We start from the raw sequence: 22866 nt of genomic DNA, 5'->3' as shown, positions 1-22866 counted from the left end.
ATCGACGTCGAGGCCGGTCCACTTGCCCTGGCTGTCGGCGAAGGAGAAGCCCGCCAGGCCGGTGTTCACGGCGCACTGGACGAAGCCCTTGGCTTTTACCGCGTCGAAGGTCTGGCCGGCCCATGACGGGGTGGCAGCGAGGGCGACCGCGCCCGAAAGCGCCATCGCCGCGGCGATCGATTTGAGAAACATGCGAGGCCCCTGGTTGTCCCTGATACCGGGACCATAGCAAAAGGCGCGCCGCAAGGCGCGCCTTTGCCGTCAGGGAAGGCCGGTCAGATCGTCCGTTCGACCATCATCTTCTTGATCTCGGCGATCGCCTTGGCCGGATTGAGGCTCTTCGGGCAGGTCTTGGTGCAATTCATGATGGTGTGGCAGCGGTACAGCCGGAACGGATCCTCCAGCTGGTCGAGCCGCTCGCCGATGGCGTCGTCGCGGCTGTCGGCGATCCAGCGGTAGGCCTGCAGCAGCACGGCGGGGCCGAGGTAGCGCTCGCCGCTCCACCAGTAGCTCGGGCACGAGGTGGTGCAGCAGAAGCACAGGATGCACTCCCACAGGCCGTCGAGCTTGGCGCGCTCCTCGGGCGACTGCAGGCGCTCGCGCGTCGGCGGCTGGGTGCTCGACTTCATCCACGGCTCGATCGAGGCGAGCTGGGCGTAAGGTACGTTGAGGTCGGGCACCAGGTCGCGCACCACCGGCATGTGCGGCAGCGGGTAGATCTTGATGTCGCCCTTCACCTCGGAAATGAACTTGGTGCAGGCCAGCGTGTTGGTGCCGTCGATGTTCATGGCGCACGAGCCGCAGACGCCCTCGCGGCAGGAGCGGCGGAAGGTGAGCGAGCTGTCGATCTCGTTCTTGATCTTGATCAGCGCGTCGAGGACCATCGGGCCGCAGCTGTCCATGTCGACCTCGTAGGTGTCGACGCTGGGCTTCTTGCCGTCGTCCGGCGTCCAGCGATAGACCTTGAACGTCTTGACGTTCTTGGTGCCCGCCGCCGCCTTGTAGGTCTCGCCGACGCCGATCTTGGAATTGGCGGGCAGTGCGAATTCAGCCATCTATGCCTCTCAGTACACGCGGGCTTTCGGCGGGAAGGACTGCACGTCGTTCGACATCGGCTGCAGGCTGACCGGCCGGTAGTCGATGCGGGTCTTGCCGTTCTCCTCGACCCACACGACGGTGTGCTTCATCCATTCCTTGTCGTCGCGCTCGGGATAGTCCTCGCGGGCATGGGCGCCGCGGCTTTCCTTGCGGTTGGCGGCCGAGCGGATCGTGCCCTGGGCCTGGACGATCAGGTTCTCGAACTCCAGCGTCTCCACGAGATCGGAGTTCCAGATCATCGAGCGATCCTTGACGCGGATGTCGGCGACGCCGTCGAACACCTTGTCCATCTTGGCGCAGCCCTCGTCGAGGCTCTGCTGGGTGCGGAACACCGCGCAGTCGTTCTGCATGGTGCGCTGCATCGTGTTGCGCAGCTGGGCGGTGCCGGTGCCGCCCGCGGCGTGGCGCAGGCGGTCGAGGCGGGCAATGGCGGCCTCGCCGGCGCGCGGCATCTGGCGGTGCGCCTCGCCCGGCGTCAGCACCTTGCCGGCGCGGATGGCGGCGGCGCGGCCGAACACCACGAGATCGAGCAGCGAATTGGAGCCGAGCCGGTTGGCGCCATGGACCGAGACGCAGGCCGCCTCGCCCACCGCCATCAGGCCGGGCACGACGTGGTTGGGATCGCCGTCCTTCACCGTCACCACTTCGCAGTGAACGTTGGTCGGGATGCCGCCCATGTTGTAGTGGCAGGTCGGCAAAATCGGGATCGGCTGACGCGTGACGTCGACGCCGGCGAAGATGCGCGCGGTCTCGGCGATGCCCGGCAGGCGCTCGTGGATGACCTTGGGATCGAGATGCTCGACGTGCAGCTCGATGTAGTCCTTGTTCGGGCCGCAGCCGCGGCCTTCGCGGATTTCTATGGTCATCGAGCGGCTGACGACGTCGCGCGAGGCGAGGTCCTTGGCCGACGGCGCATAACGCTCCATGAAGCGCTCGCCGCTCGCGTTGGTGACATAGCCGCCCTCGCCGCGCACGCCCTCGGTGATCAGGCAGCCCGCGCCATAGACGCCGGTGGGATGGAACTGGATGAATTCCATGTCCTGGATCGGCAGGCCGGCGCGCAGCGCCATGGCGCCGCCGTCGCCGGTGCAGGTGTGCGCCGAGGTGGCGGTGAAATAGACGCGGCCGTAGCCGCCGGTCGCCAGCACCACCATGTGGGCGCGGAAGCGGTGGATGGTGCCGTCGTCGAGGTTCCACGCCATGACGCCGCGGCAGACGCCCGCCTCGTCCATGATGAGGTCGAGGGCGAAATATTCGATGAAGAATTCGGCGTGGTTCTTGAGCGACTGCTGGTAGAGCGTGTGCAGGATGGCGTGGCCGGTGCGGTCGGCGGCGGCGCAGGTGCGCTGGGCGATGCCCTTGCCGAACTCGGTGGTCATGCCGCCGAACGGACGCTGGTAGATCTTGCCTTCGGGCGTGCGGCTGAAGGGAACGCCGTAATGCTCGAGCTCGACGATGGCGGGGATGGCCTCGCGGACCATGTATTCGATGGCGTCCTGATCGCCCAGCCAGTCCGATCCCTTGACGGTGTCGTACATGTGCCAGCGCCAGTCGTCGGGACCCATGTTGCCGAGCGAGGCCGAGATGCCACCCTGCGCCGCCACGGTGTGGCTGCGGGTCGGGAACACCTTGGTGACGCAGGCCGTCTTCAGACCCTTCTCGGCCATGCCGAGCGTGGCACGAAGGCCGGCGCCGCCGGCGCCCACCACCACGACATCGTATTCGTGGTCGATCACCGTATAGGAACGGCCGCCGACATTGACCGTGCCTGGCGCGGCGCCGTTGCTCTTGCCGCTGCTCGCCTCCGCCATGATCAGCCTCCGAAACCGATACGCAGGATGGCCACGATGGCAGCCAGTCCAAAAACCACCGCGACGAAGCGGACCGCCACGATCAGCGCCAGCTTCCAGCCGTCGCCGTGGACATAGTCCTCGATAACGACCTGCAGACCGAGCTGACCGTGATGCAGGCCGACGGCGATGGTCAGGATCAACAGCACCATGACCAGCGGCGAGCCGATCCAGGCGCGTGCGATGTCGTAGTCGGCGCCGCTCAGCATCACCAGCGAGATCGCGAACCACACGACCAGCGGGATCAGCGCGATGGCGGTCAGGCGCTGCGCCCACCAGTGGTGCAGGCCGTCGCGGGCAGAGCCGAGGCCGCGGGCGCGGGCGAGAGGGGTTCTGAGATCGCTCATCGGACCCTCCTCACACCAGCCTGAGGCCGACGATCCACGACACCGCCGTGGCGATCGCTGAGACGGCGACCACGATCCAGCCGCTGCGGTAGGCGTCCTTCAGCTCGAAGCCATAGCCCGCATCCCAGAACAGGTGCCGGATGCCGTTGCACAGGTGATAGAAAGCGCAGAACAGCCAGCCGCCGAGCACGATGCGGCCCGCGATCGACATGTTGAAGCTCTGGAACAGGGCGTAGGCCTTCGGGCTCGCCGCGGCGTAGATCACCCAGGTCGCCAGATAGAGCGCGCCCACCGAGAGCGCGATTCCGGTCGCCCGATGCAGGATCGACAGAACGGAGGTGAGCTGCGGCCGGTAGACCTGCAGATGCGGAGAAAGCGGCCGGTGCACCGGCCGATTGGCGACGCTCATCGCGGGGAAACCTCACTCGCCGAAATCGGCTGAGCTTTTTTAGCGCGCGGCGGCCCCAAGTCAACGAATGTCGGTCCTATCCGTTCGTTAAGCCCCGGATTTCGCTGCGAAATTCACCTAGCGCCGCGGCATAAGCAGCCAGTAGTCGAGGTCGAGCACGACCGCCGGATGATACTTGCCATCCGGGCCCTTGCCCGGCCATTCGCCACAGGGGCAATCCTTGGCTGCGATGCTTCTCACTCGCAATGCTCCGACGTCCGAGCGACCCGGCAGCGGCGCCTTTTCCAGCACTTCCGACCAGGCATAGATCGTGTCGCCGCCGAAGGTCGGCGCGACATGGCTGCCGGCATTGATGGCGGCGACGCGAAAGCCGTTGGCCAGGCCGTTGAACGACAGCGCACGGGCCAACGATATGACATGACCGCCATAGGCGAGGCGCCGGCCGAAGCGCGTGTCCTTGCCGGCGAAGGCGTCGAAATGCACCCGTGCGGTATTCTGGTAGAGCCGCGTCGAGAACATGTGGTCGGAATCTTCCAGCGTCATGCCGCTGACATGGTCGATGCGCTCGCCGGCTTCGTAGTCTTCCCAACGATGCGACGAGCCCGCGGCGACGTCGTCGTAGGCGGCAAGCGACAGGCCGGCCGGAACGACCAGGCTGGATGGCGCCACCGAGGCCGCGGTCTTCGGCACGGAGGGCGCCGTCACGACCGCCTCGGGATCGCGCTTGTGCACCATCACCCAGCGCACGTAGTCGAGCACCATCTCGCCGCGCTGGTTCAGGCCGGTCGAGCGCACCCAGACCACACCGCTCGTTCGATTGGAATTCTCGCGCAAGCCGAGGACTTTCGAGTGCGCCGACAGCGTATCGCCGGGATAGACCGGCACACCCCAGACAAACTCGGCGTAGCCGAGATTGGCGACCGCATTCAGCGAGATGTCTGGCACGGTCTTGCCGATCACGACATGGAAGACCATCAGGTCGTCGAGCGGTGCGCGCGGCAGGCCGAGCGAACGCGCAAAGGCATCGGACGAGTTGATGGCGAAGCGCGAGCCGTAGAGTCCGATGTTCAGCGCCGCATCAGCCTCGGTCAGCGTTCGCGGCGTGGCATGGCGGATTTCCTGCCCGACGCGGAAGTCCTCGAAGAAGTTGCCGGTGCTCGTCTTGCTCTTGTTGGTCATGCGGCGGCCTGCAGCTCCTTGATCGCAGCGGCGAGCGAGAGCGCGCGCTCGGCCTGCTCGACGTGCAGGTTCTCGATCATGCGGCCATCGACCGTGACGACGCCCTTGCCCTCGGCCTGCGCCGTCTTGAAGGCGCTGACGATCTTGCCCGCCATCTCGAGTTCCGCGGGTGACGGCGCGAAGACCTCGTTGCAAGGCTCGACCTGGCTGGGATGAATCAGCGTCTTGCCGTCGAAGCCCATCTCCAGCCCCTGCTGGCAGACGGCGCGGAAGCCTTCGGTGTCCTGGATGTCGTTGTAGACGCCGTCGAGGATCGTGAGTCCATAGGCCCGCGCCGCCAACATGCCGATCCCGAGGGCGGCGATCATCGGCAGGCGCATCGGCGTATGACGGGCGCGCATGTCCTTGACGAGATCGTTGGTGCCCATGACGAACAGCGCGAGCCTGGGATGCGAGCCCGCGATCTCCTCGGCGCGCAGGATGGCCCGCGGCGTTTCCACCATCGCCCATACCGCCATCGACGCCGGCGCACCGGCGGCATCGAGCAACGCCACGACACTGGCGACATCGGCGGCACTTTCGACCTTGGGAACCAGAATGGCGTCGGCCCCCGATGTGGCGATCGCGGCGGCATCGGCCTTGCCCCAGGGAGTGGCGAGGCCGTTGCAGCGGATCGCGATCTCGCGTTTGCCGTAGGCCTTGCTGCGGGCCGCCGCCACGACGTTGGTGCGTGCCGCTTCCTTGGCGTCCGGCGCCACGGCGTCCTCGAGGTCGAAGATCAGCGCATCGGCCGGCAACGTCCGGGCCTTTTCGAGGGCGCGCGTGTTAGCGCCCGGCATATAGAGGACGCTGCGGCGCGGACGGACGGTTTTCATCTAAGGCTCCCCAACGATCCTGGGCGAAACGCGGCGGACTATAATGACGGGCCTCCTTGTGGCAAGCTGGCCGCGGCCATGCGCTTCCTCTCGCTCCAGAGCCATGTTGCCTACGGCTATGTCGGCAATCGGGCAGCAACTTTTCCCCTGCAACGATTGGGCCACGAGGTCTGGGCGGTCAACACGGTCGAGTTCTCGAACCACACCGGCTACGGCGCCTGGCGCGGGCGCACGGCCCCTGCCGATCAGGTGGCCGAGATCGTCCAGGGTATCGAGGCGCTGGGCCTGCTGCCCAGCTGCGACGCCCTGCTCACGGGCTATGTCGGCGACGCGGCCCTGGCCGACGTCGTGCTCGACACCGCACGCCGCGTGCGGGCGGCCAATCCCAAGGCGATCTGGTGCTGCGATCCGGTGCTGGGCGACATCGACACCGGCATCTACGTAAAGCCCGGCATCGACACTTTCTTTCGCGAACGCGCCATCCCGGCGGCCGACCTCGTGACGCCCAACCACTTCGAACTGGAACATCTCACCGGCCGCACCGTTTCGACCATGAGCGAGGCCCTGGCGGCCGCCCGTACACTCCTGAACGGTCCCAAGCTCGCCCTGATCACCAGCCTGCGGCGCGCCGATGCACCGGCCGACCAGATCGAAATGGTCGCCGTGAGCCGCGAGGCAGCCTGGCGGATCGTCACGCCCCTGATCGGCTTCGAGATCGCCCCGAACGGCACCGGCGATGCCGTCGCCGCCCTGTTCTCGGCCCATTGGCTGGCCGGCGGCGACGTGGCCGACGCGCTGGGCCGGGCGGCCTCGTCGATCTTCGCCGTGCTGCAGGCCACGCACGAACTCGGCGAGCGCGAACTGCAGCTCGTGGCGGCGCAGGACCGGCTGGTCTCGCCGCCGCGCCGCTTCATGGCCGAAAGACTGTAGGACGGCGATGAACGTCCCGGGCTTCGCCTTCAATCCCATCGCACTTGCGATCGAGGGCACGATCATCGGCTTCATGATCGCGGTGCCCGTCGGCCCGGCGGCGGCGCTCTGCATCCGCCGGTCCATCACCGTCGGCGCCGTGGCGGGCTACATGACCGGCATCGGCGCGGCCCTCGGCGATGCGGTGTTCGGGGCCGTGGCGGCCTTCGGCCTTTCCTTCGTCGAGGATTTCGTCGCCCGGCGCGAGGCCTGGCTGCTCGGCATCGGCGGCGCGGTGCTGACGATCATGGGCTGGACCACGATGCGCCATCGGCCGCGCACTGTCGGCGACCCGGTGGCCGACGACCTCGAGCACCGGGTGGCGACACACTTCCAGTACGCCAGCTCGAGCTTCTTCATCACCGTCTTCAATCCATTGACGGTGATGGCCTTCGGCGCGGCCTTCGCCGGCCGTAACCTGGCCGGCGTCGGCGCCAGCCTGCCCGACGCCGCCCTTCTCGTGGCCTCAGTGTTTTGCGGCGCGCTGGCGTGGTGGACGATCCTCTGCGCTGCCGCCGTGGCCCTGCGCACCCGCTTCACCGGCGCCGGCCTGCTGTGGCTGAACCGCTGCTCGGGCGCCATCATCATGGGCTTCGGGCTGGCGGCGCTGATCTCGCTGGCGCCGCTGCCCTGGAAGGATATCGCCCGCGGGTTCGGTCTCTAGATCAAGCCAGCGTGCAGGCGTCGTCGAAATTCATGCGCGGGCTGCGGGCGAAGATCTTCGACACATCGCCATAGCCGATGTTGCACAGGAAGTTGGTCTTGAAGCGCCCGTCCGGGAAGAAATTCTCGTCGACGACGGCATTGTTGAAACCGCTCATGGCGCCGCAATCGAGCCCGAGCGCGCGGGCGGCAATGATCAGATAGGCACCCTGCAGCGTGCCGTTGCGGAACGCCGTCGTCGATGCGACCTCTTCCTTGCCCGCTCCCTTGAACCAATGGATCGCCGTCTGGTCGTGCGGGAAGTGCTTGGGCAGATGTTCGTAGAATTGGCTGTCGTAGGCGACGATCGCGGTCACCGGCGCCGACATCGTCTTCTCGGTGTTGCCGGCGCTCAGCGCCGGCCTGAGCTTCTCCTTACCCTCCTTGGTGCGCACGAAGACGAAGCGCGCCGGTTGGGAGTTGGCCGAGGTCGGCCCCCATTTGGCCAGATCGTGGATGGCGCGCAGCTGGTCGTCGGTGACAGGCTTGGGCAGCCAACCGTTGTGCGTCCGCGCGTTGCGGAGGATCCTGTCGAGTGCCTTGTCATCGAGCATTGCGGTTTCCCTTCATCGTGAAGCAAACCGTATCGGAGGTTTTGTGCAGGGTCGAGCCAACGGTGGCGGAAGCAAGTTACGGGCCTGAAACCCCGCTCTTCGCTCCCGCTTGGCGGTTTGTGGTACGCTCGCGTCGTCCTTGTGCCTTGGAATCCATCGATGTTGCCGATTCTGCTCGATCCCGCAAAATTTCAGGATGCGCTGGTGACAGCCAAGGGCGAGCAGCGGGCGCATGTCGCGCTTCGGTCGCTCGAGACGCTGTGGTTCAACACCGGCACGCTGTGCAACCTCACCTGCCGAAACTGCTACATCGAGTCTTCTCCGAAAAACGATCGACTGGTCTATCTCAGCGCAGCCGAGGTCGCGTCCTACCTGGACGAGATCGAGCGCGACCGGCTTGGCACCAAGCTCATCGGCTTCACCGGCGGCGAGCCGTTCATGAATCCCGAGTTGCCGGCCATGCTGGACGACGTCCTCTCGCGCGGTTTCAAGGCCATGGTGCTGACCAATGCCATGAAGCCGATGCACAAGATGAAGACCGCCTTGCTCGAGCTTCACCGGCACCACGACAAGAACCTCACGATCCGCGTCTCGGTCGATCACTACGCGCCGGCGTTGCACGAACGCGAGCGCGGCCTCGGGAGCTGGAAGCCGACGATCGACGGGCTGGTGTGGCTGGCGTCGAACGGCTTCGACGTGCATGTCGCCGGCCGCCATTTCTCGGACGAGTCCGAGGACCTGGTGCGGACGGGCTACGCGAAGCTGTTCGCCGAACTCGGCGTCACCATCGACGCGCAGAACCCCGCAACGCTGGTGCTGTTCCCCGAGATGGATCCCACCGTCGACGTGCCCGAAATCACGACCGCCTGCTGGGGCATCCTGAAGAAGTCGCCGGACAGCGTGATGTGCGCCTCCTCGCGCATGGTGATCAAGCGCAAGGGCGCCCTGCGTCCCGCCGTCGTCGCCTGCACCCTCCTGCCCTACGATGCGCAGTTCGAACTGGGCGGGTCGCTGGCGGAGAGCAGCGACGCCGTTCGCCTCAACCATCCCCATTGCGCCAAGTTCTGCGTCCTGGGCGGTGCCGCCTGCAGCCAGTAGAACCGGCCCTCGACGTCGTCATTCCGACGCTGAATGCAGGCGCAACGCTCGCCGCCACGCTGGCGGCCCTGCAGGGCGAACTGTCGATCGCGATCGCCGTCTGCGACGGCGGATCGACCGACGAGACCGCAGCGATCGCCCGGCGGGCCGGCGCGACGGTCGTGACGGCGCCCGCCGGACGCGGCGGTCAGCTCGCCGCGGGCGCCATCGTCGGCGACGCTTCCTGGATTCTTTTCCTGCATGCGGACACGGTCCTGGAGCCCGGCTGGGCCAACGCCGTCCGGGCCTTCACGTCGCGTCGGGCGAACATCGGCAAGGCGGGCTACTTCCGCCTGCGCTTCGACTCCGCCGACCCGCGCGCCCGTCGTGTCGAACGGCTGGCGTCGTGGCGGGCCCGCAGGCTTGGCCTTCCCTACGGCGACCAGGGATTGCTGATGGCGCGCGCCCTCTACGAGTATCTCGGCGGCTTCAAGCCGCTGGCGCTGATGGAAGATGTCGAACTCGTCCGCCGCGTGGGCCGCAAGAACCTGGTGCCGCTCGATGCCGAGGCGGTCACCTCGGCCGTGCGCTACGAACGCGATGGCTGGGTGATGCGGCCGCTGCGCAATCTGTCCTGTCTCGCGCTCTTCATGGCCGGGATGCCGCCCGCCGTCATCGCGCGGCTGTACGGTCGATGACACGCCACCTCGTGATCTTCGCCCGCACGCCGCAGTTCGGCCGGGTCAAGCGACGCCTGGCGCGCGACGTCGGCATGGCTGAAGCAACACACTTCTATCGCGCGAGCCTAGGCCGGCAGATCGAGATGATGGCGCGCGATCCGCGCTGGACGGTCTGGCTGTTCGTGACGCCGGACACCGAGATACGTCATCCCGCCTGGCGGGGCGCCGTGCTGCCGCCGCGCGTCCGACCACAGGGGCGAGGCGATCTCGGACAACGCATGCTTAAGCCGTTCCACACGCTGCCGCCCGGGCCGGTCGTTCTCGTCGGCAGCGATATCCCCGGGATGCGCCCGTACCACATCGCCCACGCCTTCCGGCTGCTCGACCGGTATGAGCTGGCGTTTGGGCCGGCAAGCGACGGCGGCTTCTGGCTGATCGGTGCGCGGCGGCGGCGGCCGATGCCGCGCGGCCTGTTTGCCGGCGTGCGCTGGTCGACGGCACACGCGCTGGCCGATACGCGCGCCAACGTGCCGACGGAAATGTCGGCCGGTGAGGCAGATACGCTGGACGATATCGACACCGCCGACGATCTGCGGCGGTTTCAGCTCAGGCGGCGGGCGCGCGCTGCTTGAGCACGGCGAGTTCGGCCCGCACGGCGGCGAACACCGAGTCCCAGTCGCCCGGCTTGGGCTGACGGAACAGGCGCGCCGAGGGATACCAGGGCGCCTCGGTGCCGCCGAGCTGCCACCGCCAGTCGGCCGTCGCGGGCAGCAGCACCCAGGTCTTCATGCCCGTCGCCGCCGCCAGATGCGCAATCGGCGCATCGATCGAGATCAGCAGATCGAGCTGGGAGAGTGCGCTGGCCGCCTCGGCGAAATCGAAGATGCCGCGACCGACATCGTGCACCAGGCCGCCGGCCCCGAACTGCTGGATGTCCTTCTGGTGCGCGCCACCCTGCAGGCTGAACACCAGCAGTTCCGCATCGCCCGCCAGCGGCAGGAATTGGGCAAAGGGAGCCGAGCGCTGGCGGTCCAGCGGCTGGCCCGGCATGGCCGCCCAATAGATGCCGACGCGCAGCTTCGCCTTCTCGAGGCGGCCGAGCTTGATGCGGCTGTCGGCCGGCGCATGGAGATACGGCGGCTCGGCGGCCAGGGCGGCGAAGTCGGCGCGGCAGAGATGGGGCAGCGACACCATCGAGGCATGGACGTCGAACGCCGGCAGCGGCTCGCCTTCGGCGATCACGCGGTCGATGTAGTCGACGTTGGCGAGCAGCTCCTTCAGCAGCGCCTGGCAAAGCACCAGGACCGTGGCGCCGCGGCGCTTGAGCTCGCGCGCGAAGCGCACGAACAGCAGCACGTCGCCCAGTCCCTGCTCGGGATACAGGAGGATGCGCTTGCCGCGGATCGATCCGCCGTCCCACGCCGGCTGGCTGAACTCGGGCGTCGGCGTTTCCGGCAGGCGCTTGCGCGTTTCGTAGGCGCCGAAACCTTCCTGCAGCTCACCGCGCATCAGCAGCGCAATGGCAAGCTCGACGCGGGCGCGGCGGTTGTCGGGATTGAGCGCCAGCGCGCGGCCGAAGCAGCCGACGGCCTCGTCGAGGCGGCCGAGATCGCGCAGGCAGAGCGCCAGGTTGAAGAAACCCTCGCCGTAGTCGCGGTTGAGCGTGATCGACTGGAAGTGATGCTTCACCGCCTCGTCGAGATGGTTGGCGGCGCGCAGCGCGTTGCCGAGATTGGAATGAAGCGCGGGATTGTCGGGATCAGCGGCAAGCGACAGCCGGTGATGCGAGACCGAGGCGTCGAGCTTGCCGACCAGCCGCAGTGCCACGCCGAGGTTGTTGTGCAACTCGGCGTGATAGGGACGCACCGCGAGCAGCCGCAGATACGACGTGATCGCCTCGTCGAGCCGACCCGAGCGATGGGCCTGGGAAGCCAGCCGCAGCTGCTGGACGAAGCTGTCGGCCTCGCTGCCGAACAGCGGCGTCGGCTGGGTGGAGGCCGTGGACTCCGGCTTCGTCGGATGAATGGTCGGCGTGTCGGTCACGTCTGGTCGCTCAGGTGGGCGTATTGCCATCTTACATCAAGAAATACCAATAAGCATCTGGACTAAAATGCTTATCTGGACATCTAACCTGTCCTCGGCGGCCCGGAAAATGGCACTGCCGCAGGTCTATGCCTACTAGATGTAGCCCTTGATCAGCTCCTCGGCGATCTGGACGGCATTGAGCGCCGCTCCCTTTCGCAGATTGTCGCTGACCACCCACATCGCGAGACCGTTGTCGATCGTGGGATCGACGCGGATGCGGCTCACGAACACGCCGTCCTGCCCGGTCACTTCCTGCGGTGTGACGTAGCCGCCGTTCTCGCGCCGGTCGACGACCAGGATGCCCGGCGCCGCTGCCAGCACGCGACGCGCCTCGATCTCGTCGAGCGGCTGCTCGAGCTCGAGATTGATCGCCTCGGCGTGGCCGACGAAAGTCGGCACGCGCACGCAGGTCGCATGCACCTTGATCTTGGGGTCGAGGATCTTCTTGGTCTCGACCACCATCTTCCATTCTTCCTTGGTCGAGCCGTCGTCCATGAAGACGTCGATGTGGGGAATGACGTTGAAGGCGATGCTCTTGGTGAACTTCTTCGGATCCAGCGACTGGTTCACGAAGAAGCTCTTGGTCTGGCTCAGGAGCTCGTCCATGCCTTCCTTGCCCGCGCCCGACGTCGACTGGTAGGTCGACACCACGACGCGCTTGATCTTCGCCGCATCGTGGATCGGCTTCAGCGCCGCCACCATCTGGATGGTCGAGCAGTTGGGATTGGCGATGATGCCGCGGCCCTTGTAGCCGGCGATCGCCTTGGGATTGACCTCGGGCACGACCAGCGGGACATCGGGATCCATGCGCCAGTACGAGGTGTTGTCGATCACGATCGCGCCGGCCTTGGCAGCGCGCGGACTGTGCTCGGCCGATACCTTGGCGCCGGGCGAGCTCAACACGATGTCGATGCCCTTGAAGTCGAACTTGGCGAGATCCTGGACTTTCGTCGTCTTGTCGCCGAACGACGCCACCAGGCCCACCGAACGCGCGGAAGCCAGTGCAACGACGTCATCGGCCGGGAAGTTTCTCTCGGCCAGGATATTCAGCATTTCGCGACCGACGTTGCCGGTCGCGCCGACGACGGCGACTCTGTAGCCCATGGTTCTCTGCGCTTTGCGGGCGCGCTCCCCTGATTGAAGGACAGAGGGGGATACGCGCCGGAACCGGGGCTGGCAACTACTCTGCCGAGGCGCCGGAGGCCTTGATGATGGGCAGCCAGAGCGCGAGATCGTCGCGCACCAGCTTCTGCGCCGCGGCGGGCGAGCCCGGCGGCAGCATCTCGATGCCCTGGGCCAGCATCTTGTCGCGAACCTGCGGCAATTGGCCGATGCGGTTGATCTCGGCGTTGAGCCTGGCGATCACCGGTCCGGGCGTTTGGGCCGGCACGGCAAACCCCATCCAGGTGTTCACCACGTAATCCTTGACCCCCGCTTCGATCATCGTCGGCACGTTGGGCAGGAGGTCGGAGCGCTTTTCGCTGGTGACGGCGAGCGCCTTCAGCTTGCCGCCCTTGATCAGGCCGATGACCGTCGGCGTGTTGAACAGGCCCATCGCCACCTCGCCGTTGGCGACCGCCTGGATGCCGGCCGGCGTCGCGCGATAGGGCACGTGCTGCAGCTTCACGCCGGTCCTGAGTTCGAGCAGGACTCCGGACATGTGATGGCTGGTGCCGACACCTCCCGACGAATAGGTGAGCTCGCCCGGCTTGGCGCGTGCCTGCGCCAGCAGGTCGGCCACGGCCTTGGCCGGATTGTCGGGCGACACGATCAGGACGTTGGAGACGCCGCCGCTCACCGCCACCAGCGCCAGATCCTTCAGCGAGTCGTAGCCCGGTGTCTTGTAGAGCCCGATGTTGAAGACCATCGTGCCTTGCGAGACCAGGCCCATCGTGTAGCCGTCGGCCGGCGCACGTGCCAGTTCGGCCGTGGCGATGGTGCCGCCGGCGCCGGTCTTGTTGTCGACCACGATGGTCTGGCCGAGCGACTTGCCGAGTTCATCGGCGAACAGCCGGGCCACGATGTCGGCGGTGGCGCCGGGCGCCAGCGGCACGATCATGCGGATCGACTTGGCGGGCCAGGCCTGCGCCATCGCGGGACCCGAAAAGGCCGCGAACGCCGACGCGAGGAAGACTCTCTTCGTGATCACCATGGCATGTCTCCTAGAGGCCGACGGATTGGGCGACCAATGTCGCGAGCTTCTGGCGCAGGCGAGCCACGAGCCCGCCCTTGCCGCGCTTGCCCACGAGGTTCTTCATTTCGTAGGGATCGCTCTTGAGGTCGTAGAGTTCGTCGCACGCCACGCCGTCGAGCGATTTCTGCGTCCAGTGGATGTACTTGTAGCGCCGGGTGCGGATCGCCTTGTAGCTCATGCCGATCAGCCAGGGCATGGCGTTCTCGCTGAAGTACTCGCACAGGAACGATTTGCGCCAGCCCTTGGGTTTGTTGCCTTTGGCGAGCGGCCGCAGCGACAAGCCCTGCATGGTTTCGAAGTCTGCGGCCTTGCCGCCCGCGAGGTCGACCAGCGTCGGCGCAATGTCGAGCGCCAGCACGAGGTCGTCGTTCAGTGTGCCTGGCTTGAACCACGCCGGATAGCGGATGAGGAACGGCGACTTGATGCCTTCCTCGTAGGCGAAGCGGCGCTCGGGCCCGAGCCCGTGCTCGCCGAAGAAGTAGCCGTTGTCGCCCAGGAACAGGACGAAGGTGTTGTCGAGCTCGCCACTCTCCTCCAACGCCTTGAAGACGTCGCCCATGCCCTCGTCGACCGAGGCCATCATCGCGGCACGCAGCCGGATCTCCTCGTCGGTGCCGGCCAGGATGCCGTCGAGCAGCTTGCGCGAGGCCTCGTTGGTGCGCATCGCCAGCGCTTCGGTCCAGGCGGGCTTGTCCTTCACCACCTTGGCCGCCGGCAGGACATTCGGCCGGCGCGGAAAATGCGCACCCTTGTAAAGGTCGGCATGGCGCGGCGCGGGCCGGTAGCCGCCGTCGGTGAAATCGATCGTGCCGTCGGCCGCCTGGTAGGCGTCGGGATGCACCGCCTTGTGGGCAAAGAACAAGGCGAAGGGCTTGTCGCGCTTCTTCTTCAGGAAATCGACCGCATGCCCGTTCAGGAGGTCGGTGATGTAGCCTTCGTGCTTTCTCTCATCGCCGTCGATATTGAGGATCGGATCGACGATCGAGCCGTGGCCGGGAAAGCTCACCCACTTGTCGTAGCCCGGCCGCGGGCCGCCGGAATTGCCCATGTGCCATTTGCCGACATGGGCCGTCTCGTAGCCCAGCCGCTGCAGGATCACGTGATAGTTGGGCAGGCGGTGGCTGTGCGCATCGCGCGCCACATTGTCGATGATGCCGTGCCGGCTCGCATACTGGCCGGTCAGGATCGAGGCGCGGTTGGGCGAGCACAGCGGCGTCGTGTGGAACGCCTGGGTGAACATCGCCCCTTCGTGGCCGATCCGGTCGATGTGCGGCGTCTTCATGTAGGGGTGACCGCAGATCCCCAGCTCGTCGAACCGGAGATCGTCGATCAGGACGATCAGGAAATTGGGTTTGCGCTTCTTTGCCGCCATGAAAACTCCCGTGCACGCCGCGTGCCGGAACGCACGCTAGCGGCCGGTCTTGACGGACACCAGAGGGTCGCGCCCATATCGACGCAAAGGGGATCTTTTATGACTGAAACTGCCCTGCCCTTGGCGGGCTTGCGCGTGCTGGACATCAGCTCGTTTATCGCCGCCCCCGCAGCCGCCGTCGTGCTGGGCGACTGGGGCGCCGACGTGATCAAGGTCGAAGGGCCTGAAGGCGATCCCAACCGCCGCATCATGCACGATTCGTCGAACTATCCGAAAAGCCCGGTCAACTATCCCTGGCAGATGGATTCACGCAACAAGCGCTCCATCGTGCTCGATCTCAAGCAGGCGGATGCGCGTGCCGCGCTCGACAGGCTGATCGCCATCTCCGACATCCTGATCTGCAACTTCCCGCCGCCGGTGCGCGACAAGCTCAGGCTCGCCTACGACGACGTGAAGAAGGTCAACCCGAAGCTGATCTACGCCTCGCTCACCGGCTACGGCGAGAGCGGCCCCGATCGCGACCGGCCAGGCTTCGACGCCACCGCCTACTTCGCCCGTTCGGGTCTCCTGGATGCGCAGCGCTACGAAGGCGGCCCGCCGGGCGTGCCCGGGCCGGCGCAGGGCGATCGTGCGACGGCGATGACGCTGGTGTCGGCGATCCTGATGGCGCTGATGCATCGCACGAAGACAGGCGAAGGATCGTGGGTGGGCACGTCGCTGCTCGGCAACGGCCTGTGGTCGTGCGGCGTGATCGCCCAGGCGGCACTCGTCGGCGCCTTCCTGCCGCACCGGCCGCCGCCCGACCGGCCGCGCTCGGCACTGGGCAACATCTACCGCACGGCCGACGATCGCTGGCTGCAACTCACCATCGTGCGCGCCGACAAGCTCTGGGCGCCGCTCTGCCGGGCGATGGGATTGGATTCCCTGATCGACGATCCGCGCTTCGCGTCAGAGCCCGAGCGTCGCGCCCGCGCACCTGAACTCGCCGGCATCCTGAGCGACACCTTCGCAACAAAACCCTACGAGCATTGGCGCGAGGCGCTGGCGGCGCACAGCGTCACCTTCGGCGTCATCAGCCGGCCGCAGGACGTGCCCGACGACCAGCAGGCCGTGGCCTGCGGCGCCGTCGTCGACACGGCGATCCCCGGGATGCCGCGCACCCTGGCCGATCCCATTCGCCTCGGCTTCGCCAGCCAGCGCATCGCCCATGCCGCCCCCGAACTGGGCGAACATGGCGAGGAAGTGTTGCGCGAGGCGGGCCTCAGCGTCGAAGAGGTCGCGACGCTGAAGGCAAGCGGCGCCCTCAAGTGACAACAGAAGAACCGTTGCCGCTGGCCGGGCTTGTCGTTCTCGACGTCAGCTCGTTCATCGCCGCCCCCGCGGCGGCGGCGGCGCTGGCCGACTACGGCGCCGACGTGATCAAGATCGAACCGCCCGGCGACGGCGACCCGCACCGCAACAGTTTCAGGAACGCGAGCTACCCGCAGAGCGAGCACAATTTTCCGTGGCAGCTCGATGGCCGCCTCAAACGCTCGCTCGCGCTCGACCTGAAAACCGACGGCGCCCGCACCATCCTCGAGCGGCTGCTGAAGCGGGCCGACGTGATGATCGTGAACTTCCCGCCGCCGGCACGCGAGCGGCTCAGGCTGCGCTGGGAAGACATCGAGCCGATCAATCCGCGCCTTATCTATTGTTCGCTGACGGGCTACGGCGAGACCGGCCCCGACCGCGACCGGCCGGGCTTCGACGTCACCGCCTACTTCGGCCGCTCCGGCATTCTCGACGCGGCGCGCTACGAGGGCGGCCCGCCCGGCCTCTCGCTGCCGGCCCAGGGCGACCGCGCAACGGCCATGACCCTCGTCGCCGCCATCCTGATGGGCCTGCGCCGCCGCGACCAGACCGGCAAAGGCGGCTGGGTCGGCACCTCGCTCTACGCCAACGGCGTGTGGGCCAACGGCACGTCCGCGGCCGGCGCGCTGATCGGCGCCAAGCTGCCGCCGCGCCAGGGACCCGACAAGCCGCGCAACGCCCTCACCAATCTCTACCGCACCAGCGACGATCGCTGGCTGCAGCTCCTGATGGTGCGCGACGACCGGCTGTGGGAAAAATTCTGCGCCGTCATCGATCGGCCCGAGCTCCTGGTCGACGAGCGCTTCGCCGGCCGGCCCGAGCGCCGCGCCCATGCGATGGACCTCTTCGCCATCCTGAAGCCCGTCTTCGCCGCCCGCCCCTACGCGGAGTGGGAACGCCTGTTTGCCGGCACCGGCATCCCGTTCGGCGTGATCGGCCGCCTGGCCGACGTGATCGACGACGAGCAGGCGGAACACGCCGGCATCTTCGCCGCCACCACCAACCCCGACATCCCGCGCACCGTTAACACGCCCATTCGCCTGGGCTTCGCGAGCCCGCGCACCGCAGGCCCGCCGCCCGCCGTCGGCCAGCACAATGACGAGGTGCTGCGCGAGGCGGGCTTCTCCGATTCCGAGATCGCCGCCCTCAAGAAGTCCGGCGCTTTGGGTTAGGGGCTGAATCATTCTCTGCCCCCGCTTGCGGGGGAAGTGCCGCGTCATACGCGGCGAAGGGGGTCAAAAGTATCGATGAATACTCACCTGCTGACGACCCCCTCCGCCCTACGGGCACCTCCCCCGCGCAAGAGCGCGAGGGAGGAGAACGAGAGCCAAGAGGAAGCGATTCTGATTCAGTTGGAAAGACGCTAGACTGGTTGCCATGGCCGCGCGCTTCCAGACCTACGCCGAGTTCTGGCCGTTCTATCTCAGGGAACACGCCAAGCCTACGACGCGCGCCATCCACTATGTCGGCACCATCGGCTCGGCCGCGTTCCTGGTCTGGGCGCTCGCCACCCAGAACTGGTGGTGGCTGCTGGCGGTGCCTTTCTTCGGCTACGGCCCCGCCTGGTTCAGCCATTTCTTCGTCGAGAAGAACAAGCCCGCCACCTTCGAGGCGCCGCTGTGGTCGCTGATCAGCGACTATCGCATGTGCGGCCTGTTCCTGAGCGGCCGCCTCGGCGACGAGCTGATGAAGCACCAGGTTCGCGACTGAGCGCTTCAGGCTATGGGATAGTAGAGGCCGAGTACGTTCTTCGGTGGCGGAGAAGAATTCCCACGGCCGTTCGTCATTCCTTCAGAGCCTTTCTACTAGGCCGTGTACTCATAAATTGCCGATGTCGACTATGCCAGCAATAGCGACCAGAAAGCGAACAGACGCAATTGCATGACCTGCCAGCGTCGAACTCATAAGCGCCTATTGCACCGCATGCTCGGGGGCACAGCGATGAATCTCCAATGCCCGTTTCGGAAAACAGGGATTCGGCCCCCTCAGAGGTTGGCCTCCACCTTCGAGACATGCTCGGCGATCATTCTCGCAAGGTCAGTGGAGTGCGTGGCCGTCACGGAATGGGCCGCGCCCGAAACCGTCGCGAGCGAAGCATTGGGGATGATGCCGCTGCTTCGATCAAGTCACCTCCTCCAGGGGATTTTTGCCACCGGGGCAGCTGACGTACGATGATCTTTCGGCAGGTCATGCAACTGTCACCTTGAGTGGCACCGTCCGCCCCTCATGCAACGTCGCAGCCACAGTCGAATGACTGGCGGCCCATTCCACAATTTCCCGAAGCTGTTCCTCGGCCGCGTCAACCGACCCAATTCTCACGTCCATTCGCATTCCACCGAGCGCAAGGGAAATACCGTCGATCCCGACCGCACCGCGCACATCAGTATCGGCATGGACGATGACCTCGAGCTTTCGTAGTTCTATCCCACGCAAAGCGGCTCGCATGGCTATTGCAGTGGCCGTGCAGGACGCAAGAGACGCCCGCAACAGCCAGCCAGGACTTGGGCCACTATCGCAGCCGCCCAGCGGCTTCGCCATATCGGTCACGACCCTTTGGCCTTCTGGGCCGCTGATTTCGCAGGCAAGGCCGTTCTGCCAGACCGCGTTCGCCGCCACTCTTTTGGTGGCAGCCGATGGGCGTTCGCGAAAAAGCCGCTGCGCTCGTTCGAGGGCCTCGCGGACATTCCGGTTGGACATTGGCAATTCTCCGTATCTGCCGGCCGAGATTCGGCACGGCGTTATTTGCTCTGGACGGCAGCTCCCTTGATCCCTGCAACAACGACAAATTCACCGGGGACTGCATACGCTTTTCCCCGCCGATACGGCTCGAGGGAGAGGAGGTATTCCGTGTGTGCTTGCTGCTTCACGTCGTCCGAAAACCGACTGTAGGCGAGACCGACGGGGCCACCGGCAAACGCCGCCACGCACGCTTCCTCGGCGGATGCATAGTGAAGGTGTGTATCCAGGCGTCTTGCCGATGTGTTTGTGAACCCTGCGGCAACAAAGGCGTGCTGCAACCCGTCGCCGGTGCCGAGACGAAAGAACATCGGGCACACGTCCGACTGCACACGGGCGTCCACAATCGAAAAGATTTCTGCCCACCCACATCTATTCCGCTGACCCCACACAGCTGCTACCGCGCGTCCGCCGGGCCTAAGAATGCGATGAAACTCGCGCAGTGCTTTTTCCGGCTCAGGCAGGTACATCAAACCAAGGGCACACAAGACAGCATCGAACGATTCCTCGGCAAACTTCAGGTCTTCAGCGTCCATGCGCTCGAAGCGCGCGTTGGTAGCACCGCGAACGCGCGCCGCCAGACGCGCCGCAGCGACCATCTGTTCCGAAATGTCGGTCCCGACAATCTCGCATTCTGGATCAACGACGGCTGCTGCCCTGATGGTCACAAGGCCGGTGCCGCATGCCACATCCAGAATGCAGTCGCGTGGTGTGATGTTCGCCAGTTCAAGGAGGGCGGTCTGCGCGGGCTCAAGCTGGGCGTGCCATGAGCGTTCGTAATTGGAAACAGCCTTGTCCCAACCGTAGCGTTGAACCCGTCGTTGCAAATTCGCGTCCATCTGCGGCTCCCATGCGGACCAAAGCTCCAACTTCCGCGCACTTTCGCTGGCCCGGCGATGTTGCCGCTAGTCATCGATGCGTACTGTGGTCGGTACGCTTGTAGTACTAGGCGTGGGACCGCCGGACGGCTAAGCTTGAACTAGGAGGCTCAGGCAATGTCTGAAAAGCCCTACGGCCTGTTCTGCCCGATCTCGAAGGCTTGCGAGATTCTGGAGCCACGCTGGACGATGCCAATTCTCGCCGAAATGTCGTGCGGCACCACTCGCTTCAATGACCTTCGACGTGGGATGCCCCGAATATCGCCCACCGTGCTGTCGAAGCGGCTCAAAGAGATGGAAGAGCAGGGCCTCATCGAGAGAATCATCGACAAGGGGAGCGGGACGGTGGACTACATGCGTACGCCACTCGCCCTGGAGTTGCACCCAATCCTGGTGGCGTTGGGGCACTGGGCCCAGCGCAATATCGATGCGGAAGCTGCTTTGTGTGATCGAGATGCTCCAACATTGATGTGGTTGCTACGCCGCAAGATCAATACGGACGAACTGCCGGCAACACGCGTTGTCATGCGATTTCACTTTACAGACGCGCCCAAGAAGAAAAGCAACTACTGGCTCGTCGCCAAGCCCGGGTTGGCGGTCGACCTGTGTGTGTCTGATCCAGGTTTTGATGTAGATCTCTATGTCGACAGCGAGATACCCATCCTGACCGGTATCCTGTTTGGTCGGTATTCACTTCCACTGGAGCTCGAGCGGGGTGGACTTAGGCTCGTTGGCGCACCTCGGCTCAGTCGAACTATCAACAAATGGCTGAGCCTCAGCTATTTCGCATCGTCTGCCAGACTTGCGCAGATGGACGAATTCAACTCGATTTCTGGATTTTCCGAGATGAGCGCTATCAACGACAGATCGTGGATTAAGTGAAAGCCGACGTCCGCTGAGCTGCTGGCAACAGCTGCAGCCATTGGCGGTCAAGAGCGGTGGCGTATCGGCTAGATGATCTCTTCGCCGGCCAAATTCAGAACGTCACTGCCGCCCTCTCGGTCAGCCAGTTGCCCAATATCTTCGGGCATTGAGTCCACGCCCTAGTCCCCTTGCACAGTGGTTTTGACCCGTTGACTGCCGCAGGACTGGAAATGCAAGCACTGCCAGCGCTTGAGAAAGTTCCAGCATGATTTGACAAGTTCAGCAGGTTTTTGCTAAGAAAAAATATATTGTGGCGGATCGCATGTCTGCTGCTTCCAGGCCCGCCCGGCCCCTGATCCCAGGAGGCGCAGCGGGCTTTTTCCTGTCCAAACGAGGTCCAGATGTCCAAGCCGCAAAGCCGCGGCCCCGGTCGCGCGCCCCTGCCCGCGGCCAAGGTGGCTGCCTTCTTCCATCATCTCGGCCGCACCGGTTCGGTGACGGTCGCCGCCAACCGCGCCCAGCTCCGGCGCAGCTCGCTCTACCAGAGGCGCCAGGACGACGAGGCCTTCGCCGAACGCTGGGCCCAGGCGCTCGATCTCGGCGTCGAGCGGCTGCAGGACAACGCCATGAACCGCGCCCTGCACGGCACGCCGAAGCCGGTCTGGCGCAACGGCCGACAAGTCGGCTCGGTCCAGCAGTTCGACAATCGCCTGCTGCAGTTCCTGTTGCGCTCGCATCGCCCGCCAGACCGGGAAGCCCGCGTTTCGCGCCGCCGCCCAGCACGGCATGCGCTATCTGATCTCGCTCGCCGAGGACGGCTTCGTCGTGCCAGGCGCCCTGCTTGCCGACCGAGAACTGTCGCGTGAACCCGCGCACGTTACGGTCGTCGGCGCCAAGGACGATCCAGACGCGCGGGCGCTCTATCAGGCCGCGCGCACCTACCCGACGCGCTATCTCCGCATCGAATGGCTGGACCGCCGCGAAGGTCCGCTGCCGTCCGCCGATGTCGACTATCCCGACCTGCCGCAGGCGGCGGCCTATGCCTGCGCCAACGGCGCCTGCTCGGTGCCGGTCTTCGCGGCCGCTGACGTTCATCGCATCGTGGCAAAGATCGACGACCGCTAACCCCCTCCGCCCTACGGGCACCTCCCCCGCTGCGCGGGGGAGGAGAGAAAGAATAAAACTCCTCCCCCATCATATGGGGGAGGTGGCCGTAGGCCGGAGGGGGTCATGGGTGCAAGACCCCGCCCCCTTGCGTCATCGGGGGGCGGAGGCCACATTGCGGACGACACGAAATTTCCCCCTTCGAGGACACATGGAAACGTTATTGACGGGCGCGGCGCCGCAGGCTGTCCCCGCCGACCTCATCAAGGACAGCGACCAGACCAAGTTCGCCAAGGACGTGATCGAGGCCTCGCGCACCGTCCCGGTCATCGTCGATTTCTGGGCGCCGTGGTGCGGGCCGTGCAAGACGCTGCAGCCGATGATCGAAAAGGTCGTCAAGGAGGCCAAGGGGGCGGTCAAGCTGGTCAAGATCGACATCGACAAGAACCAGATGCTGGCCCAGCAGCTGCGCATCCAGTCGATCCCGGCGGTCTATGCCTTCTTCGGCGGCCGGCCGGTCGACGGCTTCATGGGCGCGGTGCC

At 65.8% G+C, this 22866-nt stretch carries 25 protein-coding genes and 1 pseudogene; 12 read left to right on the top strand and 14 right to left on the bottom strand.

All coding sequences use genetic code 11. From position 1 onward, the window contains the following. The 7 genes and pseudogenes from EPO55_RS03650 to EPO55_RS03620 all read right to left on the bottom strand — a co-directional run. Positions 1-192, bottom strand: a pseudogene (locus EPO55_RS03650) (amino acid ABC transporter substrate-binding protein); the annotation flags it as partial. Between the two features lie 83 nt (positions 193-275). Further along, complete coding sequence (locus EPO55_RS03645) at positions 276-1055, bottom strand: succinate dehydrogenase iron-sulfur subunit (protein ID WP_296335067.1); 780 nt, start codon at positions 1053-1055, stop codon at positions 276-278. Between the two features lie 9 nt (positions 1056-1064). Then, positions 1065-2909 carry a succinate dehydrogenase flavoprotein subunit gene (gene sdhA, locus EPO55_RS03640; RefSeq protein WP_296335066.1) on the bottom strand — a complete coding sequence of 615 codons (1845 nt, stop codon included), beginning with the start codon at positions 2907-2909 and terminating at the stop codon, positions 1065-1067. A 2-nt stretch (positions 2910-2911) separates the two neighbouring features. Continuing rightward, entirely contained in the window at positions 2912-3295 is a 384-nt protein-coding gene (gene sdhD, locus EPO55_RS03635; RefSeq protein ID WP_296335065.1) for a succinate dehydrogenase, hydrophobic membrane anchor protein, read from the bottom strand. Positions 3296-3305: 10 nt separating this feature from the next. After that, complete coding sequence (gene sdhC, locus EPO55_RS03630; RefSeq protein WP_296335064.1) at positions 3306-3704, bottom strand: succinate dehydrogenase, cytochrome b556 subunit; 399 nt, start codon at positions 3702-3704, stop codon at positions 3306-3308. Between the two features lie 117 nt (positions 3705-3821). Further along, positions 3822-4883 carry a MaoC family dehydratase gene (locus EPO55_RS03625; RefSeq protein ID WP_296335063.1) on the bottom strand — a complete coding sequence of 354 codons (1062 nt, stop codon included), beginning with the start codon at positions 4881-4883 and terminating at the stop codon, positions 3822-3824. Beyond that, positions 4880-5758 carry a CoA ester lyase gene (locus EPO55_RS03620; RefSeq protein ID WP_296335062.1) on the bottom strand — a complete coding sequence of 293 codons (879 nt, stop codon included), beginning with the start codon at positions 5756-5758 and terminating at the stop codon, positions 4880-4882. Before EPO55_RS03620 ends, EPO55_RS03625 begins: the two co-directional genes overlap by 4 nt. A gap of 78 nt (positions 5759-5836) precedes the next feature. Between EPO55_RS03620 and pdxY the strand changes: the two genes are divergently transcribed. Continuing rightward, the gene (gene pdxY, locus EPO55_RS03615) at positions 5837-6688 is read left to right on the top strand and encodes a pyridoxal kinase PdxY (protein WP_296335061.1); all 852 of its coding nucleotides are present in this window, start codon (positions 5837-5839) and stop codon (positions 6686-6688) included. Positions 6689-6695: 7 nt separating this feature from the next. Further along, positions 6696-7391, top strand: a complete 696-nt coding sequence (locus tag EPO55_RS03610) for a LysE family transporter (protein WP_296335060.1) — start codon at positions 6696-6698, stop codon at positions 7389-7391. 1 nt (position 7392) lies between these two features. Here EPO55_RS03610 and EPO55_RS03605 read toward each other — a convergent pair whose 3' ends face one another. Continuing rightward, positions 7393-7983, bottom strand: a complete 591-nt coding sequence (locus EPO55_RS03605) for a malonic semialdehyde reductase (protein ID WP_296335059.1) — start codon at positions 7981-7983, stop codon at positions 7393-7395. Positions 7984-8142: 159 nt separating this feature from the next. Between EPO55_RS03605 and EPO55_RS03600 the strand changes: the two genes are divergently transcribed. The 3 genes from EPO55_RS03600 to EPO55_RS03590 are packed head-to-tail and all read left to right on the top strand — an operon-like array spanning position 8143 to position 10372. Further along, a complete protein-coding gene (locus EPO55_RS03600) occupies positions 8143-9081 on the top strand; it encodes a radical SAM protein (RefSeq protein WP_296335058.1) in 939 nt (312 codons plus the stop codon). After that, a complete protein-coding gene (locus EPO55_RS03595; RefSeq protein WP_296335057.1) occupies positions 9036-9758 on the top strand; it encodes a TIGR04283 family arsenosugar biosynthesis glycosyltransferase in 723 nt (240 codons plus the stop codon). Before EPO55_RS03600 ends, EPO55_RS03595 begins: the two co-directional genes overlap by 46 nt. Beyond that, positions 9755-10372, top strand: a complete 618-nt coding sequence (locus tag EPO55_RS03590) for a TIGR04282 family arsenosugar biosynthesis glycosyltransferase (RefSeq protein ID WP_296335056.1) — start codon at positions 9755-9757, stop codon at positions 10370-10372. Before EPO55_RS03595 ends, EPO55_RS03590 begins: the two co-directional genes overlap by 4 nt. On the opposite strand, the gene EPO55_RS03585 is transcribed toward EPO55_RS03590, so the two are convergent. From EPO55_RS03585 to EPO55_RS03570, 4 genes are all read right to left on the bottom strand, one after another. Beyond that, positions 10347-11783 carry a tetratricopeptide repeat-containing glycosyltransferase family protein gene (locus EPO55_RS03585; RefSeq protein WP_296335055.1) on the bottom strand — a complete coding sequence of 479 codons (1437 nt, stop codon included), beginning with the start codon at positions 11781-11783 and terminating at the stop codon, positions 10347-10349. The two genes, EPO55_RS03590 and EPO55_RS03585, sit on opposite strands and share 26 nt — an antisense overlap. A 135-nt stretch (positions 11784-11918) precedes the next feature. Then, complete coding sequence (locus EPO55_RS03580) at positions 11919-12929, bottom strand: aspartate-semialdehyde dehydrogenase (RefSeq protein WP_296335054.1); 1011 nt, start codon at positions 12927-12929, stop codon at positions 11919-11921. A gap of 76 nt (positions 12930-13005) precedes the next feature. After that, positions 13006-13977, bottom strand: coding sequence for a tripartite tricarboxylate transporter substrate binding protein (locus EPO55_RS03575; RefSeq protein ID WP_296335053.1), 972 nt, complete (start codon positions 13975-13977; stop codon positions 13006-13008). Positions 13978-13987: 10 nt separating this feature from the next. Further along, entirely contained in the window at positions 13988-15391 is a 1404-nt protein-coding gene (locus EPO55_RS03570; protein WP_296335052.1) for a sulfatase-like hydrolase/transferase, read from the bottom strand. A gap of 99 nt (positions 15392-15490) precedes the next feature. Here EPO55_RS03570 and EPO55_RS03565 point away from each other — a divergent pair, with 99 nt between their 5' ends. From EPO55_RS03565 to EPO55_RS03555, 3 genes are all read left to right on the top strand, one after another. Next, entirely contained in the window at positions 15491-16702 is a 1212-nt protein-coding gene (locus EPO55_RS03565; RefSeq protein ID WP_296335051.1) for a CoA transferase, read from the top strand. Continuing rightward, positions 16699-17913, top strand: a complete 1215-nt coding sequence (locus EPO55_RS03560) for a CaiB/BaiF CoA-transferase family protein (RefSeq protein ID WP_296335049.1) — start codon at positions 16699-16701, stop codon at positions 17911-17913. The genes EPO55_RS03565 and EPO55_RS03560 overlap by 4 nt, the downstream gene beginning before the upstream one ends. A gap of 205 nt (positions 17914-18118) precedes the next feature. Continuing rightward, on the top strand, positions 18119-18451 hold the full coding sequence (locus tag EPO55_RS03555; RefSeq protein WP_296335048.1) for a DUF962 domain-containing protein: 333 nt from the start codon (positions 18119-18121) through the stop codon (positions 18449-18451). A gap of 477 nt (positions 18452-18928) precedes the next feature. Here EPO55_RS03555 and EPO55_RS03550 read toward each other — a convergent pair whose 3' ends face one another. Together EPO55_RS03550 and EPO55_RS03545 are read right to left on the bottom strand one after the other, a co-directional pair. Beyond that, a complete protein-coding gene (locus EPO55_RS03550; RefSeq protein ID WP_296335047.1) occupies positions 18929-19438 on the bottom strand; it encodes an OsmC family protein in 510 nt (169 codons plus the stop codon). A gap of 41 nt (positions 19439-19479) precedes the next feature. Further along, the gene (locus EPO55_RS03545; protein WP_296335046.1) at positions 19480-20316 is read right to left on the bottom strand and encodes a methyltransferase domain-containing protein; all 837 of its coding nucleotides are present in this window, start codon (positions 20314-20316) and stop codon (positions 19480-19482) included. 156 nt (positions 20317-20472) lie between these two features. On the opposite strand from EPO55_RS03545, the gene EPO55_RS03540 reads away from it, so the two are divergent. The 4 genes from EPO55_RS03540 to EPO55_RS03525 all read left to right on the top strand — a co-directional run. Continuing rightward, on the top strand, positions 20473-21237 hold the full coding sequence (locus EPO55_RS03540) for a helix-turn-helix domain-containing protein (RefSeq protein WP_296335045.1): 765 nt from the start codon (positions 20473-20475) through the stop codon (positions 21235-21237). Positions 21238-21620: 383 nt separating this feature from the next. Further along, on the top strand, positions 21621-22085 hold the full coding sequence (locus EPO55_RS03535; protein WP_296335044.1) for a hypothetical protein: 465 nt from the start codon (positions 21621-21623) through the stop codon (positions 22083-22085). Next, the gene (locus tag EPO55_RS03530; protein WP_296335043.1) at positions 22045-22344 is read left to right on the top strand and encodes a hypothetical protein; all 300 of its coding nucleotides are present in this window, start codon (positions 22045-22047) and stop codon (positions 22342-22344) included. Before EPO55_RS03535 ends, EPO55_RS03530 begins: the two co-directional genes overlap by 41 nt. Before the next feature lie 190 nt (positions 22345-22534). Continuing rightward, positions 22535-22866 (top strand): thioredoxin domain-containing protein (locus EPO55_RS03525; RefSeq protein ID WP_296335042.1); only part of this gene is annotated, 332 nt, incomplete at its 3' end.

It is taken from the genome of Reyranella sp. (assembly GCF_004296935.1).
In the GTDB taxonomy this organism is placed as follows: Bacteria; Pseudomonadota; Alphaproteobacteria; order Reyranellales; family Reyranellaceae; genus Reyranella.
The sequence above is the reverse complement of the archived record's forward strand: the minus strand, read 5'-3'. Positions and strand labels throughout refer to the sequence as shown.

Coding starts and splice junctions, on each gene's coding strand:
- EPO55_RS03645 (WP_296335067.1), bottom strand. CDS start 1,055: ATGGCTGAATTCGCACTGCCCGCCAATTCCAAGATCGGCGTCGGCGAG.
- sdhA (WP_296335066.1), bottom strand. CDS start 2,909: ATGGCGGAGGCGAGCAGCGGCAAGAGCAACGGCGCCGCGCCAGGCACG.
- sdhD (WP_296335065.1), bottom strand. CDS start 3,295: ATGAGCGATCTCAGAACCCCTCTCGCCCGCGCCCGCGGCCTCGGCTCT.
- sdhC (WP_296335064.1), bottom strand. CDS start 3,704: ATGAGCGTCGCCAATCGGCCGGTGCACCGGCCGCTTTCTCCGCATCTG.
- EPO55_RS03625 (WP_296335063.1), bottom strand. CDS start 4,883: ATGACCAACAAGAGCAAGACGAGCACCGGCAACTTCTTCGAGGACTTC.
- EPO55_RS03620 (WP_296335062.1), bottom strand. CDS start 5,758: ATGAAAACCGTCCGTCCGCGCCGCAGCGTCCTCTATATGCCGGGCGCT.
- pdxY (WP_296335061.1), top strand. CDS start 5,837: ATGCGCTTCCTCTCGCTCCAGAGCCATGTTGCCTACGGCTATGTCGGC.
- EPO55_RS03610 (WP_296335060.1), top strand. CDS start 6,696: ATGAACGTCCCGGGCTTCGCCTTCAATCCCATCGCACTTGCGATCGAG.
- EPO55_RS03605 (WP_296335059.1), bottom strand. CDS start 7,983: ATGCTCGATGACAAGGCACTCGACAGGATCCTCCGCAACGCGCGGACG.
- EPO55_RS03600 (WP_296335058.1), top strand. CDS start 8,143: ATGTTGCCGATTCTGCTCGATCCCGCAAAATTTCAGGATGCGCTGGTG.
- EPO55_RS03590 (WP_296335056.1), top strand. CDS start 9,755: ATGACACGCCACCTCGTGATCTTCGCCCGCACGCCGCAGTTCGGCCGG.
- EPO55_RS03580 (WP_296335054.1), bottom strand. CDS start 12,929: ATGGGCTACAGAGTCGCCGTCGTCGGCGCGACCGGCAACGTCGGTCGC.
- EPO55_RS03575 (WP_296335053.1), bottom strand. CDS start 13,977: ATGGTGATCACGAAGAGAGTCTTCCTCGCGTCGGCGTTCGCGGCCTTT.
- EPO55_RS03570 (WP_296335052.1), bottom strand. CDS start 15,391: ATGGCGGCAAAGAAGCGCAAACCCAATTTCCTGATCGTCCTGATCGAC.
- EPO55_RS03565 (WP_296335051.1), top strand. CDS start 15,491: ATGACTGAAACTGCCCTGCCCTTGGCGGGCTTGCGCGTGCTGGACATC.
- EPO55_RS03555 (WP_296335048.1), top strand. CDS start 18,119: ATGGCCGCGCGCTTCCAGACCTACGCCGAGTTCTGGCCGTTCTATCTC.
- EPO55_RS03550 (WP_296335047.1), bottom strand. CDS start 19,438: ATGTCCAACCGGAATGTCCGCGAGGCCCTCGAACGAGCGCAGCGGCTT.
- EPO55_RS03545 (WP_296335046.1), bottom strand. CDS start 20,316: ATGGACGCGAATTTGCAACGACGGGTTCAACGCTACGGTTGGGACAAG.
- EPO55_RS03540 (WP_296335045.1), top strand. CDS start 20,473: ATGTCTGAAAAGCCCTACGGCCTGTTCTGCCCGATCTCGAAGGCTTGC.
- EPO55_RS03535 (WP_296335044.1), top strand. CDS start 21,621: ATGTCCAAGCCGCAAAGCCGCGGCCCCGGTCGCGCGCCCCTGCCCGCG.